Below are 17,873 nucleotides of genomic sequence, written 5' to 3'. Positions count from 1 at the left end.
GCAGACATGGTTCCAATGGTCAGCGTTCTCCATTAGATTATGAAAAGGCCCATCAAAAGATGGTTATGTGTGTCTAGAATTTTGGTGGCTATTCACTGATCGACTTTAATAAAAAACTGATTCAACATTGTTTAGATCACAATGCAGTGAATCCAGTCATTAAGGAAATGATGCACAAGGTCAAACTTTGTGAAAAATACATTGCTCAGCAAAATGTGAAAAATTACCAGTACCTTGATTCACTCATTGAACGTGACCCTAAAATGACCAACGAGAAATTATTTGTTGATGACCTGATGGAAGAAGCTACCAAGCCGAAAAAATCTAACTTAGGACGCTTGGAAAATTTAACAGACTTTTTTAATGAGCTGGGTACAGACATGGAGGTGAAATAAAAACTAGCTGTAATCTAGCTATAATTAGCTAAAGTTTAGTCGTAATAATAAATCAATGAGCGCACACTACTGGACTGAATAACTACCCTGCACTTATTACAATCTTGCTGTGAAAGTTGATAATTCAAAAAGCGGATTAGGGTGCGTAAAATGCCCTAGCACGACTTATTTTGTATCCTATTTTGTATCCCTAAAATTTTATAAACAATTAAATTAATTCAAATCAATTAGTTATGTTGTGAGTATGGTAGTCGCCACCCCACCACATTTTCCTCCAGTGAAATTCACTGAAGTATAAAAAGCCTTTAAATACAATATTTAAAGGCTTTTTTATTTGCCTGTTTATCCGATCTCATCCTATGTTGTTTGACCCTGTTTTTTGCATAGTCTGGGTCAAAATTGGGACAATTTGACCCAATCAATACACATACTGGCGTAAGTTTTCGGCACATTCTGCACTAATTTACATTTGATTCTGCACTAAAGCGCTAGTTTTAGCGCTTCTCACAAAATTCTAATGCTTGATTTTGTTATATTTAATTTCTACATTCACTCAACTGCCCCACCCTAAAATATCCATCAAAGACATTCCCCTCAGCATCATTCTCAGCAATAATGAAAGCAACAAGCAATTCCAATAAACAACAGAACAGGACAGCACGATGGATAAACAGCGCACAACTCAGCAACATATAAACAAGACGAGCATAAACAAACTCTGCACCATTATCTTCAGTAGTGTGCTGATGACTGCATGTATGAGTGTTTCGCCAGAATCCCGAGAGCACCTGAAGGCGAATCATGTTCAGCAAACCGAAATCACTACACTTGATCATACGACAATCTTAAAAACTGCCTATCCACGCACCCAAACAGAAGCAATAGCATATGTCGAACCGAATGATTTAGATCCTTACTTTAAGACACTTAGCGCACATCAGTTAACACCTGATGTACTTGGTTTTATACACCCCACGATCACTTATAACAATCCTCAAGGCGAATTACGCTACCTAATTATTGTGGAAAAAGTGCAAATCAATAATGGCTACATCTCAAGTTGTCGTGCCTGTCAAAACACAGCCGACTTTTTGATTTATAAACACGAGGCTGGGCAATATCAACTGGTGAATAGCGCCTTAGATCAAACACAGGTCCCAAGTGCTAACGGGCATTTACAATATCAATATGCATCTGATCTACAAAAAAATCTGCAACCCTTCGGTAAGAATATGATGGGAAGCTATGTACTATCCAGCTATAGCGGTGCGGGTGGAGATGAAAGCTCGATTTGGTTTGCGGTACATCTTCCCGATGAAGGTAAAGTTCAAGCCGTGGAAATTGGTGCTGCAGGTCGTGATACCAGTAGTTTCTATGCGGATCGCCCAGCATTGGCGACCTCGATTTACTCCACACTCAAACTCATTGACAACCAAAGCACGTATTATCCGATTGAAGTCATCTACTACCACAGCGACCAATCCACATCCTCACCCCTCCAGCGTACACAATTTATTTATGACCAACAAAAACAAGGCTATGTCGAACACTCGACACGTTAGTTTAAATTTAAAGTACACTGGTAGTAAATATGAGATCGAGATCAGATTTCACCCAAACGATTGCTGATATTCACCGCAAAAATTTCTGATAAGAATGGACAATTACAATGATGAAAACGCCACTCATTCCACTTTTGCTCAGCGCAGCACTCATTTCAAGTATCGCCACATCCGCATGGTCAAAGGACAATGGCTTTAGTACATTACAACAGCAACACATCCAGCTACCCACCCTCGAATTTCAGCAGATTATGCAAACTTTTTATCGAGGGAAATTGATTCAACCGCGCATTGAAGATGAACTCATTCGTAGCTATCCCAATATCGGATTGAAATCAGGCGATAAATCGGTCGAACAACTGGTCGCCTTAATGCATCCCATCGTCACCTACAAAAATGCAGCGGCAGAACAGCGCTTTTTAGTGATGATTGAAATGGTCAATATGACTGCACAAGGTCAGCTCGATAACTGTCATGCTTGCGTCGGTACAGCAGATCTTTATAGCTTCAAACAACTCAGCAATGGACAATTTGAATTGGTCAGTCGCTCCACTCCAGATGCTGAATTTGCGGGGAGCTTTGGGCGAGTGCACGTGGACTTATCCAAACCTGCACAAGCCCTCGGTCAAAACTTAGTGGGCATGATGACTCAAAATGGTTTCTCCAATACTGGCGAAACTGAACAATGGTGGGAAGCACTGCATCTGCCCGAAAACAACTACATTCAATTGTATTATGTTGCAGATGCGGGTGGAGACAACTTAGGCAACTATGATGAGAAATCCCCTTCAGCATATACTTATTCGAGCAAAATGACCGTGATCAAGGACAAAAGCGATTATTACCCGATCAAAATCAAATACACTGGCAAAAAGTATTCCAATGATCACGACCGTGTTAAGCCCTATAATGTCGTAGACACCAAGCACTTTAATGTCGCAAAGAATAAGTACGAATAAGGTTAATTCAATAAAATCTATTCAAGAAGATCAATTCACTAAAATCACATCCATAAAGGAACGAGAACCCATGAACAAATCCATTTCAATGTTATGCCTCTTAACATGCATGCCTATGCTCACCCACGCACAAGGATTCACCTATCACAGCACCGACGATGAATATAAAAAATATCAGGGCGAAGTGACGCTCACAGGACAGTACTCTCGAGTATTGGAACAGGAATATCTGGATTATATGGGCGACAATATCTGCTTCTATCCTGACGCAACATCAGCAAAGTTGATTCCTCGAGACAAGGATGACATGCGCTCGGTGTGGTTTTGCTTTAGCAACTTCAAAATTGCAAAAGCCACCTTTAACATCCCCGATCAGATTAAATCAGGCTATTGCGAATATAAAGGACGAGCCACTGTACGTATTAAAAACTACGACATTTTTATTGTCGAATCCGAAGGTTCTGACTACGCAAAACTACTCTCTGCAAAGAATATCAGCCCTGCAAAAGCGATCAAATGTGATGATTGATTTATTTACTTATAATCAAAAGCAATATAGATTAAGGCATATCTAGATTAAAAAGTGGAGTTAAACCAACATAAGTATAGTCACAATACTACTAGTATCCGATTAAATGCCAAAACTAAAGTAACGTAATTAAAGGAAATCAATCATATGAAAATCACACTAAGCTGGCATGAGCCAATTGAATTAGGCAGCTCATCTACCCTTCGAGAAAAAATCAAGAATTTTAATTTAAAAGATATCCCTGAAATTTCTGGTATCTATATTTTTTATCGTGAATATGGTGAACAACAAAAAGCACTATATGTTGGAAAGTCTGAAAACATTCGCACAAGAATAAAGTCTCATTTCAATAGTTTAAGTTTAATCGAAGGATTAGAAGAGTCTCAACAAGGAAAAAAGAAACTAATTTTTGCTGAAGTCAAAACTAGATCCGATATTGGACGTGCATTAAATCAGGCTGAAAAGGGATTTATTCAACATTACATAGAAAACAAACATCCTTTACTTAATAAAAAATTAATGGACGATCATTTTGATGAAATTGTATCTACAGGTCACACAATCGATTTAGTAAGTGAAGACATTTGGGTCTACTCGACCAAAACAATAAAATAGAATTTAAGAGAACAGAAATAATTTCAAATAAAGATTTTTATTTTTAGATTGAAATTATTTTGAAAAATTGGGTGGCAACCCTACTAGCAATACCTCGGCACATCATATTTCTACTACCGTTGCTACCTTCCGGTCCTGGCGGGGTTCGTAGAGTACAATTGCGAAGCCACCAGCAGGGCTACCATTGCTCGACAAGTATATCGTTTTTTATTCGGCTTGCAAGCTGAAAAACCATAGACCTGCATTTAGTGCTCATTTTCCCCACAATACGCTGTCGATTTAAACAAAATTGCTAACATTTTTTCCTCGTTAAGATAGAGTCAATGCAGAGACCCCGCTATACTCAGCGCAGATGTGAATGATTTTCAGTTTTAAGAGTCTGTACTATGAAAAAAATATCAATCCTGCTCGGCAGTCTAGCACTGAGCACCTTTGTCCACGCTGCCCCGATTGAACAGCGTAATTTATCCAACGCACAAACTGCTGTGGTTGAGCCAAATCAGCAAAATTCATTGTTATGGGATATGCGCCAAACCATCAGCCAACTACAAAATCAGATTCGTGATTTACGTGGGCAGATCGAAGAACAGAATAATCAAATCGAACAAATGCAAAATGATTTGAAAAATCGCTATACCGATTTGGATCAACGCTTAGAATTACTCAATCAAAAAGTCGATGCAGAAAGTGGCGATTTAGCTGAGCCCGATGCTGAAGCGCAACCTGATGAAGATACAGCACCTACAAACAATCAACCATCTGAGCCACAGAGCACACCAGCACCGACAAACACCGCAGATCAACAGACGCAAGTACCTCAAGCGCCATTAAGCGATAAAGATGCCTATGCCCTCGCCTATGATGCCTACAAACAAGGTGGTGCAGCCAGCGCCATCCAACCGATGGAAAACTTCATTCAACAACATCCGACCAGCGCCTATGTCAGCAATGCTTACTATTGGCTCGGTGAGTTTAATCTGTCACTTACCCCACCAAACTACAATCAAGCCAAAGATAATTTTGAAATTGTCGCAGGCAACTATCCACAGTCCAATAAAGCCCCTGCTTCGCTATATCGCCTAAGCGAAATTGCCAAAAATGTCGATCAAGACATTCCTCGAGCGCGTGAGTATTATCTGAAATTAATCCAAAATTACGCCAACAGTAAAGAAGCAGAAACTGCCAAAACAGCGATTAATCTATAACATGATGAGGCGCTGTGACCTTGGAAGCATCGCCTTATTTTTACTTAATATCAAATACTTATTCCAACAAAATTTTAAAAACATTCACACTAAGATTCATGTAAATCTTGCCAAGCCAGTCCAAATTTTGCCAAATATTTCTTTACCCGATCACTGTCGTTATTTGAACGTCGTTGCTGACGAGAGACGGCAAAGAGCTGTCGACCTGCATCCGCCATTGACCTAGCATCTACGCAGACTTTGAGCACACCAAGCAATTGAATTCGATCAAATTCATCCAATGCCTCACGTTGGGTTGGGTTCAAATATTGCGCCAAAAACGCCTCATCATTTAACTCGGTTTGGCGTGGTTCGATTGTGCCAACACACCAAAGCTGTTTTAATTTTTCCACTTCATGGCTGACTTGATCGACATTAATACGATTGCCCTGCGCCAAAGTCGCCATCCGTGTCACGCTCGCTGTCAAATCACGAAAGTTGCCTTGCCACGTTGCCTCAGCAGATTGGGCGAAATGCAGATATTGCGTCAATGCTTCTTTATTAAAACTTAACTGGCGTTGCTGGGTATTGGCGAAGCGTTGCAATTCAAACTGAATATTCGGGGCAATATCCTCGATCCGATCACGTAAATTTGGCAAAAAGAAAGTCCATGTATTCAGCCTTGCCCAGAGATCCTCTCGAAAGCGCCCAGCCTGTACTTCTCGGCGTAAATCCTTATTCGTCCCTGCAATCAGTTGAAAATCAGCAGAAACTTCCTGATCACTGCCTACAGGAAAAAATGCTTTATCCTCTAGCGCCTTGAGCAACATCGCCTGCTCATCCAAGCCCAGCTCACCGATTTCATCCAAAAATAAAATCCCGCCATCGGCGCTTTTGAGCCAACCTTGTCGTGTGCTCGCCGCCCCTGTAAACGCCCCTTTGACATGACCAAACAAACTCGACATGGCGCTATCACCACGCAACGTGGCACAGTTCACATCGACAAAACGCCCTTTGAGTTGTTGCTTGTGCTTTTTCAATTGATAAATTTGTTTTGCCAATTGCGATTTCCCGACACCTGTTGCACCCAAAATCAAAATCGGCGCAGTGGATCGAGTAGCGACCATTTCCACTTCAGAAATCAATTGGTTAAATGCCTGATTGTGCGCAGCAATATTGGCTTTGAGCTGTTGCCAGTTTTGCTGTTGTTCATCGGCAAAGCGTTGTTTTAACACATCATATTTGGATAAGTCCAAATCAATAATACGATAATCCCCCTGTGGCTGTTGCTTGCCAGCAGGCGAGCTTTGAATCAATTGTGCAGGTAAATAATTGGCATCGACCAAAAGATACCAACAAATCTGCGCTACATGCGTCCCCGTAGTGATATGGATAAAATAATCATTCTTTTCAATATCAAAGGGATAACTTTTCACAAAGTCATACAGCGCACCATACACATCGGCAAAGTCCCACGCATCACGAATCACGATTTTCTGCCCTGTGACTTGGGTTTGCGGGGACAGCTGCCTTGCATCCTCACGCAGATGATCAACGAGATTTTTGCTCTGACGGTCATGTAGCAGCACCAACTCATCCACGATCAAATCCTCATGCATCAACAAGCTCATGCTTGGACGCCAGCGTTGCCAGCGCTCAGGACGTTTGCCTTGATCGAGAGTTGAACCGACGAAGCCGATGACGATGGTTTTTTTGTTCATTGCTTCACTTTCAATGAGATTACACAAGTATTGATTGTTATTTTTACTATAAATTTGGATATTTTTCTATTTTTATAGATATTTATTTTATGAAAAATTTTAAAAGATCGATCTATAAAGTTTCATATTAATATTTTATTTTCCTTTTATTTCAAATAATTAAATTATTTTAAAATAATAAAATGAAAACTTGGCACGCTCCTCGCAATATTGATAGCACACAGCATCATCGGAATACTGTGATGATCACCTGCCTGCAAGTGGATCGTTTTCGTAATTTTCACTTACAGATTGGCAGGCAGGTTTAGAGGAAGAAAATCATGTCAATTATTGAACAAATCCAAACACAAGCAGATCTTGAACGAAATATGCAAATCAACTTGGACGATGCGCAACCTAAACGTCATTATCAAGTGCTCCATGACGATAAAGGTTTGCCCATTAAAATGTGGACGAACGGTGTCGTCGTGGATGACAATTCTAAAAAGCAACTACTTCAAACTGCACAAATGCCGTTTATTTACAAATGGATGGCGGTGATGCCTGATGTGCATTTTGGACTCGGCGCAACCATTGGTAGCGTGATTCCAACCAAAGGCGCAATCATTCCTGCGGCGGTCGGTGTGGATATTGGTTGTGGGATGATGGCGACACGCACCAATCTAACGGCGTCGGATTTACCTGATAATTTGCATGGTTTGCGGAGTGAACTTGAGCGTTTGATTCCGCATGGCATGACCAAAGGTCGTGGGCGACGTGACCGTGGTTCATGGGAAAACCCACCTGAGTTGGTTGATCAGACTTGGGCGGATTTGGTGGCGGATTTTGAGTTGATCTGCGCCAAACATCCACGTTTAAAAAATACCAACAACCGCAAACAGCTTGGCACATTGGGTACTGGCAACCATTTCGTTGAGGTGTGTTTGGATGAACACGATCATGTGTGGATCATGTTGCATTCTGGCTCTCGTGGCGTAGGTAATGCGATTGGCAATCACTTTATCGAGCTGGCTCGCAAAGATATGCAAAAGCATTTCATTAACTTGCCGAATAAAGATTTGGCGTTTTTGGTTGAAGGTACGGAGCATTTTGATGATTATTGGTTTGCGGTGGGTTGGGCACAGCGCTTCGCCATGAAAAACCGTGAAATCATGATGCAGGCGGCGATCAAAGCCTTGGCAACGATCATCCCAAAGCCATTTAATGCCAAACTGGAAGCAGTGAATTGTCACCATAATTATGTGGAAAAAGAGCAACATTATGGCGAAGAAGTGATGGTCACCCGTAAAGGTGCGGTGAGTGCCAAGCTCGGTCAATACGGGATCATTCCAGGGTCGATGGGGGCGAAATCTTTTATCGTTCGTGGTCTTGGGAATCAGGAATCGTTCTGCTCGTGTTCGCATGGTGCAGGTCGGGTGATGAGCCGTGCTGAGGCAAAACGTCGTTATACCGTGGAAGATCAGGTGGCGCAGACCGAAGGTGTGGAATGTCGCAAAGATGCGGCGGTGATTGATGAGATTCCATCGGCGTATAAGCCGATCGAGGATGTGATGAAAGCACAAAGCGATTTGGTCGAGGTGGTTTATACTTTGCGTCAAGTGGTGTGTGTGAAGGGTTAGAAATCAAACAAATACGCTCCAACCCAATTATAGCCTTTTGTGCTGGAGCTACCCATAAATAGGAAGCATATTATGATTTTGTTAAATATTGAAGATGAATTATCAATTATCTCGCAGCAAATCGATAATGGTGAATTTGAAAAAGCATTCGATGCCATTAAAACTGCTTTTTCTAGAGTTAAAAGATTACTAAAAAATAAACAGTATTTTGACCATTTATTTGCAATCTCAGGACTATTCATTGATGTAGGACATATGGGGAGAAACTCAGAATCTACTTTAAAAGGGTTAAAAATTTTAGAAGATAACCGCCAGAATTTTGAGAGATATAAAGGACATTACTTTTACTATTTTTATGCTAATGCTCTAAGCTATACACAAAAAAATGAGGATTTATTAGACTATGTAAATTTTCAAAATGTTGAAAATCTTAATTATGCAAAACGAATGTATTGGAAAGCAATTAAGTCTGTTCAAAAACAACACAACACAGTTCCTGATGAGTATCTCGTCAATCTCGCAAATTCTTTAAAATCGCAATACCGCATAACAGAGGCATTACAATATTATGATCAAGTAAATCAAAAAAATAGAGATCTTCCTCAAGCATGGACTAATAGGAGTGAGGCTTTAATTATACTTAATAAGATTACTTCCTCTTTATCTATCGTAATGTTAAAAGAAATTAGAGTAGGCTATTTATTTGCTTCCAAATCAAATAATGTTCCTAAAATTTGGCATCCCTTTTATAAAAGTCGTTCAGATTCCATCTCGAAACATATAAATGAGCTTTCTAATGAAATAGATGAGACTGATCATGAAGATGCCCTCCTAACTCAAAATGAATATAATGACCTCAGCTCATATAGAAAATGGTGCCTAGACAGACATTTAAGCCTTACAGAACATGGACTATATTGCAAATGTATCGAAAGTGGTACCGATAATCTGACAATTATGGAGAATGTCATAGGTGATCAAACTATTGCAAGCATGGAGCTTGTGCTCAATCGACTAAAGTCTGAGTTTGGATTTTCACGACATCTCTATTATGAATATTTAAATAGTAGTGATTGGACAAAAAATGATATTGAGCAAAGTTTTTCAGAGCTTTTTAATGATGAGGTTTTAGGTTTAAACATTGAGAGAGTGAGGACTGCATTTAGAATTTGTTTTGGAATTTTAGACAAAATTGGCGTAGCAATATTTGATCTATTAAAATTAAAAAGAGAAAAAAATGAAATGATTTACTTTCATAGCTTTTGGAAAAAGACACCTGAGAGATTTAATTTGTTTCAAAATATTCAAAATTACGGTCTAATTGCCTTGTATAGTATTGCTAATGATCTCAATTCGACAAAAACCGATCAAGGTGAACTTTCATTTTATAAAAAATGGAGAAACTTACTAGAACATGACTTTATGATAATTCACACAAATAAATCTCCTGAAGATTTATACGGAAGCTATAAGGGATTCACAAAACAAATTACATTTGTAAATGAAAATGACTTTATCGAGAGTCTAACTCATGTACTTCAACTAACCAGATCAGCAATTTTTTCATTTGTATTTGCTGTCAGAGAACATGCAAAACAAAACTCCCCTGATAAAGGTCAAATAATTGGGACTTTAGAAGTCCATAAAAAACAAGGTTATTTCTAAGAAAAATGAATAGCTTAATAGATTCAATCATTACAATTGACGGCGCACAAGGCGAAGGTGGCGGACAGATTTTACGCACTGCCCTTTCCCTCTCGATGATTACAGGCAAAGCCTTTACCCTCACCAACATCCGTGCAGGACGTAAAAAACCAGGATTGATGCGCCAACATTTGGTCTGCGTGCAATCCGCACAGCAGATCAGCAATGCCAAGGTCGAAGGTGCAATGCTGGGCAGTCAGGAGTTAATTTTTCAGCCACAACAGGTACAAGCAGGCGAATATCATTTTCAGATTGGTTCGGCGGGCAGTACGACTTTGGTGTTGCAAACCATTTTACCTGCCCTACTATTACAAAATGAATCAAGTCAGATCAGCATTCAAGGTGGTACGCACAATCCGCTTGCACCAAGTGCTGATTTTATCTCGATGTGCTTTTTACCGACCTTGCAAAAGATCGGCGTTGAGGTCGATTTTCAATTGGAAAAAGTTGGATTTATGCCGATTGGCGCAGGTCAGATTCGTGCAAGCATTCATCCGTGGCTCGACCGCAAGGCGTTAAATCTCTGTGAGCGTGGCGATGTACAACGCATTGAGAGTTTTGCAGGCTGCTTAAATCTGGATAAAACCGATATTAATCAACGTGAACTCGATACCTTGTCGAAGAAATTAAATATTGACCACGCTCATCAGATGCATATGCACGGTGTCAGTCAGGGCAATGCTTTAGCAGTGTTGGTCAAGTTTGCGGCGCATCAACAGCTTTTTACTGCATTAGGTACGATGAATCGCAGTGCTGAGCGAGTCGCCAATGGGCTGGCGAGCGAAGTCCGCCAATATTTGGGCACAGGTGCGATGGTAGATGAATATTTGGCAGATCAATTGTTACTCCCGCTGGCGCTTGGTGCAGGTGGCTCATTTACAGCCTCGCATATCAGCGAACATACACGCACACAGGCGCAGATGATTCAGCGCTTTATGGATTGCGATATTCAACTACTTGAAGCAGAAAAGCCGTGCCACATCACAGTGAACCGAACATAACAAAGGGCAATCATTAAGACTACCCCCGTTTCAATTTCTATATACTGAATTTGATTATTTCTTGGTTTTTAGCAATAAACCATAGCTTTGATCATCATCTTGATGCGTCACTTTGATTGGCAGATAATCCAAACTCGGTGCTAACCAAAAGATGGTATTCTTGGTCGCACGATCATGTTTTAGGCGCACTTTGACCGTGTCATAGGTTTTGCCATCCGCAGCTTTGACTTTTTCCGTGCCTTCTTTGACGAACTGACGCGCTTCAACTTCTTTATAATCTGCGATCCAGTAGCTCGATTTTAAGCCACCTTTTTTCAGGTCTTCACGGACTTGGAGCTCAGCATTCAGGTCATCGAGCACCCCACTTTTCCATGTCAACGTGCGGTTGGTGTCTTTGCGAGAGGTTTTGATATTTTTTTGTGACGGGTTAAAGCTCATCTTCACCGTATCACTATGCACGAGGATTTTGGTATTTCGAGTGTACTGACTCGATACAATCGAGCCATTTTGAAAGCCAAACTTACTGGTCTCCGTGGCACTACCGATCACAGGGATTTTTGAGCTAAATTGATACTGCCATTGATTGCCCACCTTGCTGAGTTTGCGTGTCGCATCACCCATTTTTTTGTTGCCATAGCTAAACTGATAGGTCGCTTCAAATGGCGCCAAAGCATGCGTCACGGTCATCGCCGTCATACTCGCTAGACTCAGCGCAGTCACAGCGCAGGTTTTTATTGCAAATTTATTCAATGTCATTCCAACCTCTATGATCTATTCTGTAAAGCATATCGATACTGTTTAATGTAGGGGCGCTATCGATAGAATACGATGAGATATATGTTTCAAATTGTGACGTAGGTTGCAAAATGTAGTGTTTTAATCATTTATCGGGGTAATTTGGTCATCATCGAGCTGTTCAAGCTCCCAATCCTCAAACAATTTTGGCTCTCGACCACGCTTGAGCACCGCATCGAGATTGACATTGGTTTTTAGAATCAGCTTGGTTTCACGCAGTACACCATGATTGACCTGTACTTTGCGTAGCGTATCAGTGACAGGACGCAAACGCCCCAACCAACGATTAAGACTTAAATACAGCATGCCGTGTTTCATTTCCACGATACGATATTTCTGCAAAATCGGACCAAGTGGATCTTTATCTAAGACTTGCTGATAAAAATACAGCGCAAAACGCACCGCCATATCTTTGAGTTTGCCTTGTATGCGTGCTTCGATGACTTGAGTTTTGGAGATTTGCTCAAATACCAAATATTGTTCGTTTTGATTGAACACCATTTGCACCAGTTTGAGATCAACGGAGAGTGACGCATAAATGCCTGCGACATTGACCGTGGCATAGAGTCGAAGCCAATCATCATAAATATCTGCATGCAAATCTTTGAGCAAGCCAACATTGTCTGTCACGTATTTTTGAAAAGTTGCATTGAGTAAATTTTGCGATACGGTAAAGCTCCGTTCCTCTTCAATAAAGTCTTCCGTCTGCTGATACAGATTACGGGCAACTGTCGCAATTTTTGACACAATACTAGACATAAATCGGCTCTAAACTCAAAATCGGGCGAAGTATATTTCCCAAAGTTCGGAAATACATTGGCAATAGTCAAGATTGTGCTTAAAATACGGCATATACTCAAGTCGTTACAGTCATTATTTCGATTTTTATCACGACAATAAGGCTTACAAATCGCCATTTCAATGAAGGATTCAGGGGTGAGTCAAAGCAAACGGGATTACTTCCAGTTTATCCACACACAAACCAAGCTGACGCATTGGTGGCAAGATCCACTTTTTATTACAGCGCTCATCATTGCGATTGCGGCACACCTCGCCTTTATCAGCATTCAATTTGTTGCAGGTAATGCTGCCCCGATGGCAACCAAAGATGTCACCATCGCTGTGCATCTCAATAAAAATGATGAAAAAATCAAAGACAGTGACTTTGTCGCACAACACGACCAAGCGGGCGACGGTGAGCTCAAAGAGTTACATGCGCAAACCAGCCCGATTCCCAATGCCACACCCGCTGCATCAGAAGGCAAACAACAACAAGAAATGCTGCAACAACTCTCACAAAAACAGCAACTCGACTTCCAAGAACGCATGCTGATGACCACGCTCAGTTGGCAAAAACAAAGCCAAGAAGATGAGCGTAAAAAGAAAGTCGATGAGCTACAAAGCCAGCAACAATCTCGTGCCGCCATGGTCGCCAGCATCGAAGCGCAGTATGCACAGCGTCATCAGATGTACGCCAAAAAACAAAAAGTCAAAACCATCACAGGCATTCAAGCCAAAGCCGATGCGTCTGCGGAATATCTTGATCGCTTCCGCCAAAAAGTGGAAATGTTTGGGAATCGCTATTACCCAGAAGCCGCCAAACAGCAGAAGCTATCAGGTGAAGTACGTCTTATGGTGATTTTAAATGCACAAGGCGGTATCCGTGCCATTCGCCTATTACAAAGCTCAGGCAGTTCTGTTTTAGATGAAGCGGCTAAAGCCTCTGTACGTCGAGCCATGCCCTTCGGCAAATTTGATACAAAAATGAAAGACATTAGCGAACTGCGTATTGTCCGTACTTGGCGATTTGATGCGCAGGATTCAGTGTTTGATGTGCACTAAACTGATAGAAGAAATGATGATGAAAAATTTGTCGCCTTCTAATTTTTACGCCGAACCTTAGAAAACGCTTTGAAATTGTTACTGCTTTAAACTGACCAAATATTTACCAAACTTGACTGCGGTTTCCAAATCACCTTCGGGTGGCGTCACTTCTACACTGGCATTATCGGATTGTGTCATCAACCCTAAAAAACAGGACATGCGATTGATGTCATTCGGACTGCGCCCTGTCGGCATAAATGGTAAGCCTGCCCACAGCATGCCATGTTGCATGGCAAAAAGATTGATCGATTGAATCACTGCCAACTTATCGCCACTCAGCCCACCACCGTTGGTAAAACCTGCGGCAATTTTGCCCTGCCACGCACGTGCAAGCCAACGCTTCGATGACGCTTCCATGAACTGCTTTAAATCCGCAGTCAGACTACCCATATAGGTCGGACAACCCATGATGATGATATCCGCTTCATCTAAAGCCTCCCATTGCACCGCACTGGTTGGCATCATTACCACCTCTGCACCTGCAAACTCGGCGCCTTGTGCAATATGTTGTGCGACTTTTTCGGTATGTCCATAGGCACTGTGAAAAACGATACACACTTTGACCGAGGCACCACGCACAGCTGATTCAATGAGCGACATGAAAAATAAATAACTTTAGAGAGATAGATTCAGTGTAGCATCTTTTGTGGGAATAAAAATAAAGGTTGCCATTCGCCCAGTGATGGATTGACGTCGATAAGAATAAAATTTATCCACTTCGGCATAAGTACACTGTGTGCCACCTGAGACATTGTCCACACCCAAAGCGTTTAATTTTTTGCGCGCAATATTGTACAAATCCGCTAAGAATTTGCCATCAGCCTGCGCTAAAAAATCATTTTCAAAATCAGCATTTTCTTGGACAAATGTCGCTTTCACTTCAGCACCGACTTCAAAATGCTGTTGGCTAATGGCTGCCCCCATCCAAGCATGTGTCGGCTGTGATTTCATCTTTTTGACCGTTGCTTCAATGATACCATTGGCAAGTCCACGCCAACCCGCATGTAGACACGCCACTTCCGTACCATCTGCATTACTCAGTACGATCGGCAGACAATCCGCAGTCATCATCATTAATACCGCACCGTGTTCTGAGGTGACTAAGCCATCCCCTTCTAAAAGCTGTGGCGTAATGTTGGCATCGATACGATGGGCGATGATGCTGTGGGTTTGACTCAGCCAATGCAGTGTTGTTGCACCCAAAGGCGCCAATGCACTTAATAAATGATGACGATTTTGCTGTACTTGCGCCGCATCATCACCGACATGCAATGCCAAATTGAATTGCAAATAGGGCTGAACTTGATCCATCGAGGCATTAATGATCGACAGCGTTTGTCCTGCATAGACATTGCTTGGAAGACCTTCCGCTGTGAGCCATAAATTTGTATCAGACATTTCGCCCTCAAACTCAGTCATTTTTCAATTGACCTTCATTTTCCAACAAACTGACCAATTGTTCAAAATCACTTGGCCATTCCGCCTCAAATTCCATTTCTTCTTCGGTACGTGGATGCACCAATCCTAAAGCACGGGCATGTAAGGCTTGGCGTTTGAAGTGTTGTAGATAATGCGCGAGTTCTTGAGACACACCTTTTGGCAATTTTAACCGAGCATAGGTCTGATCACCGACCAATGGATGCCCAATATGACTAAAATGCACACGAATCTGATGGGTACGCCCTGTCTCAAGCTGGGCTTGAATCAAACTAAAATGGGTATAACGATCCAGCACATTATAATGCGTCACGGCGTCTTTCCCGCCATTCACGACTGCCATTTTGGTGCGATCTACAGGATGGCGTTTAATTGGTGCATCCACCGTACCACCCGCAATCACATGCCCATAGCAAACCAAATCATAAACCCGATACACCGATTTTTTGGACAATTGTCGTGTCAAATGATGCTGTGCTTCTAAGGTTTTCGCCACCACCAATAAACCACTGGTATCCTTGTCGATACGATGCACCAAGCCTGCACGTGCCAATTCACGAGATTTTGGATAATGATGCAGTAAGGCATTGACTAAAGTACCTGTATGATTGCCCGCCCCAGGATGTACTACCATGCCGACAGGTTTATTGATCACTAAAATATCATCATCTTCATAGACGATATTTAGCGGAATATCTTCAGGCTGACTGCTGAGTTGCGGTGCCAGCTCGACATCAAGTGTGAGCACTTCCGTGCCATCGCTACGTGCTTTGCCTTTGACTTGCTGACCATTGACCAGTAAAGCACCTTCGGCGATCCATGTTTTTAATTTTTCACGGGAAAAATCATCCCAGACCTGCGCAGCGATCTGATCAAAACGCTGTCCAAGAAAACAATCATCCAATTGACATTGCCGACGAATATGCGTAGCTTGCGTATCCGATGCGTGATGTTGCGAATGTTGTGCTTGATCACCCGCTTGATCCAGTGTGTCGTCGTGAACCTCATCCTCAAAATCTTGAGAATGTTGCGCAGGAAGATCTTGTAGATCACGTGAAGAATTTTGTGCAGATTGCGTTGAAGTCATTTGCTCACATTTCAATAAAAATGGTTTAATACGCCTATTGTAGCTGATTGCCCAGTCTAGAGGAGTTTTTATGTCGCTGCCGCGTTTGAATGTTTTGGTATTATCCCTATCGCTAGGCGTTTCAGCAGCTTTGGTCGGTTGTAGTAGCAACCCAAGCAAAGTCACTGATACAGGACCAAAATCCAGCGAACAAGCCTACTATGAAAAGGCACAACAAGCACTAGAACGTGGGCAATATAGTGAAGCAGGCGAACAACTGCAAGCCCTAGACACCTATTTCCCAACTGGACGTTACAATCAGCAAGCACAGCTTGACTTGATGTATACCCGCTTTAAACAAGCAGATTATACCGCAGCGACCACGCTGGCAGAGCGCTTTATCCGAGTTTACCCACAGCATCCACAAGTTGATTATGCCTACTATGTGCGTGGCGTGTCGAACATGGAACAAAACTATGATGGTCTAATTCGTTATACCTCGCTCAAGCAAGCACATCGTGACACCAGCTATCTCAAAGTGGCTTATGCCAACTTTGCCGATTTTATCCGTCGCTTCCCAAGCAGTAAATATGCAGTCGATGCAGCACAGCGTATGCAATACATCGGCGAAGAACTCGCTGAAAGTGAAATGAACATCGCCCGCTACAACCTCAAACGTAAAGCATGGGTGGCAGCGATACAACGTGGTCGCTGGGTACTCGAATATTATCCACAAGTGCCACAAACCCCAGAAGCGATCGCAACCATTGCTTATGCGTATGATGAGCTTGGTGACCAAGACACAGCGAACCAATATAAGCAACTGCTGCAAGCCAACTATCCGGGCTTGATCAATAAAGATGGTGAAGTGAATCTACGTGCTGCGCGCAACCAAGGCAGTTTACTCAACAAAATGACACTTGGTGTGCTTGGTCGTTCGGCAAATAATAACTATGCGACCGAAACTAATGCGACACAAACCGTGAACACGACTGCTGAGTCTGATGAGTCAAAACGTAGTTTGATGAATCGTTTAAGTTTTGGTTTGATTGGTGATGATGGTGCAAGTGCCACAGAAGCCACAAATACTGACATTGCAGAAGCAAGTGATCGTATTGCCGATGCGAGCACCACAACAGCTGATGCGGTACAAGACAGTACAGCAAATGACAATACGACAAATCAAACCACCGCCGATGATGGCGTAGAAGATAGTGCTGTAGATGCGAGTGAAGAAACTCCTGCTGAGTAAGACTGTTTTCTACACTCAAGTCTATTGGCACATAAATCCCTGAACTGATGTTTGGGGATTTTTGCATTTTCACCTTGCTATTTCTCATTCGGTCGCTTTTAACACATCCTGTTCTCGGCTTGCTTTTCTGGACTTGCTTTTCTGGTTGGC

17 protein-coding genes and 1 other RNA gene are annotated in these 17,873 nt (G+C 42.0%); 11 read left to right on the top strand and 7 right to left on the bottom strand.

Going from position 1 to position 17,873, the window contains the following annotated elements; genetic code table 11:
- Positions 1–146 precede the first annotated feature (146 nt).
- The 5 genes from BLQ60_RS12550 to BLQ60_RS12530 all read left to right on the top strand — a co-directional run bounded on the left by BLQ60_RS12550 (position 147) and on the right by BLQ60_RS12530 (position 4,060).
- The gene (locus BLQ60_RS12550; protein WP_143005222.1) at positions 147–395 is read left to right on the top strand and encodes a hypothetical protein; all 249 of its coding nucleotides are present in this window, start codon (positions 147–149) and stop codon (positions 393–395) included.
- Between the two features lie 758 nt (positions 396–1,153).
- Positions 1,154–1,957: a hypothetical protein gene (locus BLQ60_RS12545; RefSeq protein ID WP_244516045.1), complete on the top strand. Its 804-nt coding sequence runs from the start codon at positions 1,154–1,156 to the stop codon at positions 1,955–1,957.
- A gap of 107 nt (positions 1,958–2,064) precedes the next feature.
- Entirely contained in the window at positions 2,065–2,916 is an 852-nt protein-coding gene (locus BLQ60_RS12540; protein ID WP_092621122.1) for a hypothetical protein, read from the top strand.
- Positions 2,917–2,986: 70 nt separating this feature from the next.
- Complete coding sequence (locus tag BLQ60_RS12535; RefSeq protein ID WP_092621119.1) at positions 2,987–3,445, top strand: hypothetical protein; 459 nt, start codon at positions 2,987–2,989, stop codon at positions 3,443–3,445.
- Between the two features lie 147 nt (positions 3,446–3,592).
- Positions 3,593–4,060, top strand: a complete 468-nt coding sequence (locus BLQ60_RS12530) for a GIY-YIG nuclease family protein (RefSeq protein WP_092621116.1) — start codon at positions 3,593–3,595, stop codon at positions 4,058–4,060.
- A 78-nt stretch (positions 4,061–4,138) separates the two neighbouring features.
- Here BLQ60_RS12530 and ffs read toward each other — a convergent pair.
- Positions 4,139–4,235: signal recognition particle sRNA small type (gene ffs / locus BLQ60_RS12525), an RNA gene on the bottom strand.
- Positions 4,236–4,446: 211 nt separating this feature from the next.
- Here ffs and BLQ60_RS12520 point away from each other — a divergent pair.
- Positions 4,447–5,265 (top strand): YbgF trimerization domain-containing protein, encoded by an 819-nt coding sequence (locus tag BLQ60_RS12520; protein ID WP_092621113.1) that lies wholly within the window; start codon positions 4,447–4,449, stop codon positions 5,263–5,265.
- Positions 5,266–5,354: 89 nt separating this feature from the next.
- Here BLQ60_RS12520 and rtcR read toward each other — a convergent pair whose 3' ends face one another.
- Positions 5,355–6,965 (bottom strand): RNA repair transcriptional activator RtcR, encoded by a 1,611-nt coding sequence (gene rtcR, locus BLQ60_RS12515; RefSeq protein WP_092621110.1) that lies wholly within the window; start codon positions 6,963–6,965, stop codon positions 5,355–5,357.
- Between the two features lie 320 nt (positions 6,966–7,285).
- On the opposite strand from rtcR, the gene BLQ60_RS12510 reads away from it, so the two are divergent.
- The 3 genes from BLQ60_RS12510 (at position 7,286) to rtcA (ending at position 11,289) form a co-directional block, all read left to right on the top strand.
- Entirely contained in the window at positions 7,286–8,584 is a 1,299-nt protein-coding gene (locus tag BLQ60_RS12510; RefSeq protein WP_092621107.1) for an RtcB family protein, read from the top strand.
- 72 nt (positions 8,585–8,656) lie between these two features.
- Positions 8,657–10,249 (top strand): LA2681 family HEPN domain-containing protein, encoded by a 1,593-nt coding sequence (locus BLQ60_RS12505; RefSeq protein WP_092621104.1) that lies wholly within the window; start codon positions 8,657–8,659, stop codon positions 10,247–10,249.
- 5 nt (positions 10,250–10,254) lie between these two features.
- A complete protein-coding gene (gene rtcA / locus BLQ60_RS12500; RefSeq protein ID WP_092621101.1) occupies positions 10,255–11,289 on the top strand; it encodes an RNA 3'-terminal phosphate cyclase in 1,035 nt (344 codons plus the stop codon).
- A gap of 54 nt (positions 11,290–11,343) precedes the next feature.
- Here rtcA and BLQ60_RS12495 read toward each other — a convergent pair whose 3' ends face one another.
- Entirely contained in the window at positions 11,344–12,045 is a 702-nt protein-coding gene (locus tag BLQ60_RS12495; RefSeq protein ID WP_092621098.1) for a DUF3108 domain-containing protein, read from the bottom strand.
- 120 nt (positions 12,046–12,165) lie between these two features.
- Positions 12,166–12,843, bottom strand: coding sequence for a hypothetical protein (locus tag BLQ60_RS12490; protein WP_092621095.1), 678 nt, complete (start codon positions 12,841–12,843; stop codon positions 12,166–12,168).
- 177 nt (positions 12,844–13,020) lie between these two features.
- Here BLQ60_RS12490 and BLQ60_RS12485 point away from each other — a divergent pair, with 177 nt between their 5' ends.
- A complete protein-coding gene (locus tag BLQ60_RS12485; RefSeq protein WP_244516043.1) occupies positions 13,021–13,926 on the top strand; it encodes an energy transducer TonB in 906 nt (301 codons plus the stop codon).
- 78 nt (positions 13,927–14,004) lie between these two features.
- On the opposite strand, the gene BLQ60_RS12480 is transcribed toward BLQ60_RS12485, so the two are convergent.
- From BLQ60_RS12480 to rluD, 3 genes are read right to left on the bottom strand one after another with little or no spacing between them, the layout of a single operon-like run.
- Positions 14,005–14,568 carry a flavodoxin family protein gene (locus BLQ60_RS12480; protein WP_092621087.1) on the bottom strand — a complete coding sequence of 188 codons (564 nt, stop codon included), beginning with the start codon at positions 14,566–14,568 and terminating at the stop codon, positions 14,005–14,007.
- Positions 14,569–14,583: 15 nt separating this feature from the next.
- Complete coding sequence (pgeF, locus tag BLQ60_RS12475) at positions 14,584–15,366, bottom strand: peptidoglycan editing factor PgeF (protein WP_092621152.1); 783 nt, start codon at positions 15,364–15,366, stop codon at positions 14,584–14,586.
- A 13-nt stretch (positions 15,367–15,379) separates the two neighbouring features.
- On the bottom strand, positions 15,380–16,492 hold the full coding sequence (gene rluD, locus BLQ60_RS12470) for a 23S rRNA pseudouridine(1911/1915/1917) synthase RluD (RefSeq protein WP_092621084.1): 1,113 nt from the start codon (positions 16,490–16,492) through the stop codon (positions 15,380–15,382).
- 70 nt (positions 16,493–16,562) lie between these two features.
- Here rluD and BLQ60_RS12465 point away from each other — a divergent pair, with 70 nt between their 5' ends.
- Complete coding sequence (locus BLQ60_RS12465; RefSeq protein ID WP_092621081.1) at positions 16,563–17,723, top strand: outer membrane protein assembly factor BamD; 1,161 nt, start codon at positions 16,563–16,565, stop codon at positions 17,721–17,723.
- The last annotated feature ends 150 nt before the right edge of the window (positions 17,724–17,873 follow it).

Source organism: Acinetobacter marinus, assembly GCF_900096915.1.
In the GTDB taxonomy this organism is placed as follows: domain Bacteria; phylum Pseudomonadota; class Gammaproteobacteria; order Pseudomonadales; family Moraxellaceae; genus Acinetobacter; species Acinetobacter marinus.
Note: the sequence above shows the minus strand (reverse complement) of the source record. Positions and strands in the feature narration are given on the sequence as shown.

Bases quoted from the DNA above. Each gene is read 5' to 3' on its own strand.
- rtcA (WP_092621101.1), top strand. From the start codon at position 10,255: ATGAATAGCTTAATAGATTCAATCATTACAATTGACGGCGCACAAGGC.
- BLQ60_RS12540 (WP_092621122.1), top strand. From the start codon at position 2,065: ATGATGAAAACGCCACTCATTCCACTTTTGCTCAGCGCAGCACTCATT.
- BLQ60_RS12510 (WP_092621107.1), top strand. From the start codon at position 7,286: ATGTCAATTATTGAACAAATCCAAACACAAGCAGATCTTGAACGAAAT.
- BLQ60_RS12545 (WP_244516045.1), top strand. From the start codon at position 1,154: ATGAGTGTTTCGCCAGAATCCCGAGAGCACCTGAAGGCGAATCATGTT.
- BLQ60_RS12480 (WP_092621087.1), bottom strand. From the start codon at position 14,568: ATGTCGCTCATTGAATCAGCTGTGCGTGGTGCCTCGGTCAAAGTGTGT.
- rluD (WP_092621084.1), bottom strand. From the start codon at position 16,492: ATGACTTCAACGCAATCTGCACAAAATTCTTCACGTGATCTACAAGAT.
- rtcR (WP_092621110.1), bottom strand. From the start codon at position 6,965: ATGAACAAAAAAACCATCGTCATCGGCTTCGTCGGTTCAACTCTCGAT.
- BLQ60_RS12520 (WP_092621113.1), top strand. From the start codon at position 4,447: ATGAAAAAAATATCAATCCTGCTCGGCAGTCTAGCACTGAGCACCTTT.
- BLQ60_RS12535 (WP_092621119.1), top strand. From the start codon at position 2,987: ATGAACAAATCCATTTCAATGTTATGCCTCTTAACATGCATGCCTATG.
- BLQ60_RS12465 (WP_092621081.1), top strand. From the start codon at position 16,563: ATGTCGCTGCCGCGTTTGAATGTTTTGGTATTATCCCTATCGCTAGGC.
- BLQ60_RS12530 (WP_092621116.1), top strand. From the start codon at position 3,593: ATGAAAATCACACTAAGCTGGCATGAGCCAATTGAATTAGGCAGCTCA.
- BLQ60_RS12495 (WP_092621098.1), bottom strand. From the start codon at position 12,045: ATGACATTGAATAAATTTGCAATAAAAACCTGCGCTGTGACTGCGCTG.
- pgeF (WP_092621152.1), bottom strand. From the start codon at position 15,366: ATGTCTGATACAAATTTATGGCTCACAGCGGAAGGTCTTCCAAGCAAT.
- BLQ60_RS12490 (WP_092621095.1), bottom strand. From the start codon at position 12,843: ATGTCTAGTATTGTGTCAAAAATTGCGACAGTTGCCCGTAATCTGTAT.
- BLQ60_RS12505 (WP_092621104.1), top strand. From the start codon at position 8,657: ATGATTTTGTTAAATATTGAAGATGAATTATCAATTATCTCGCAGCAA.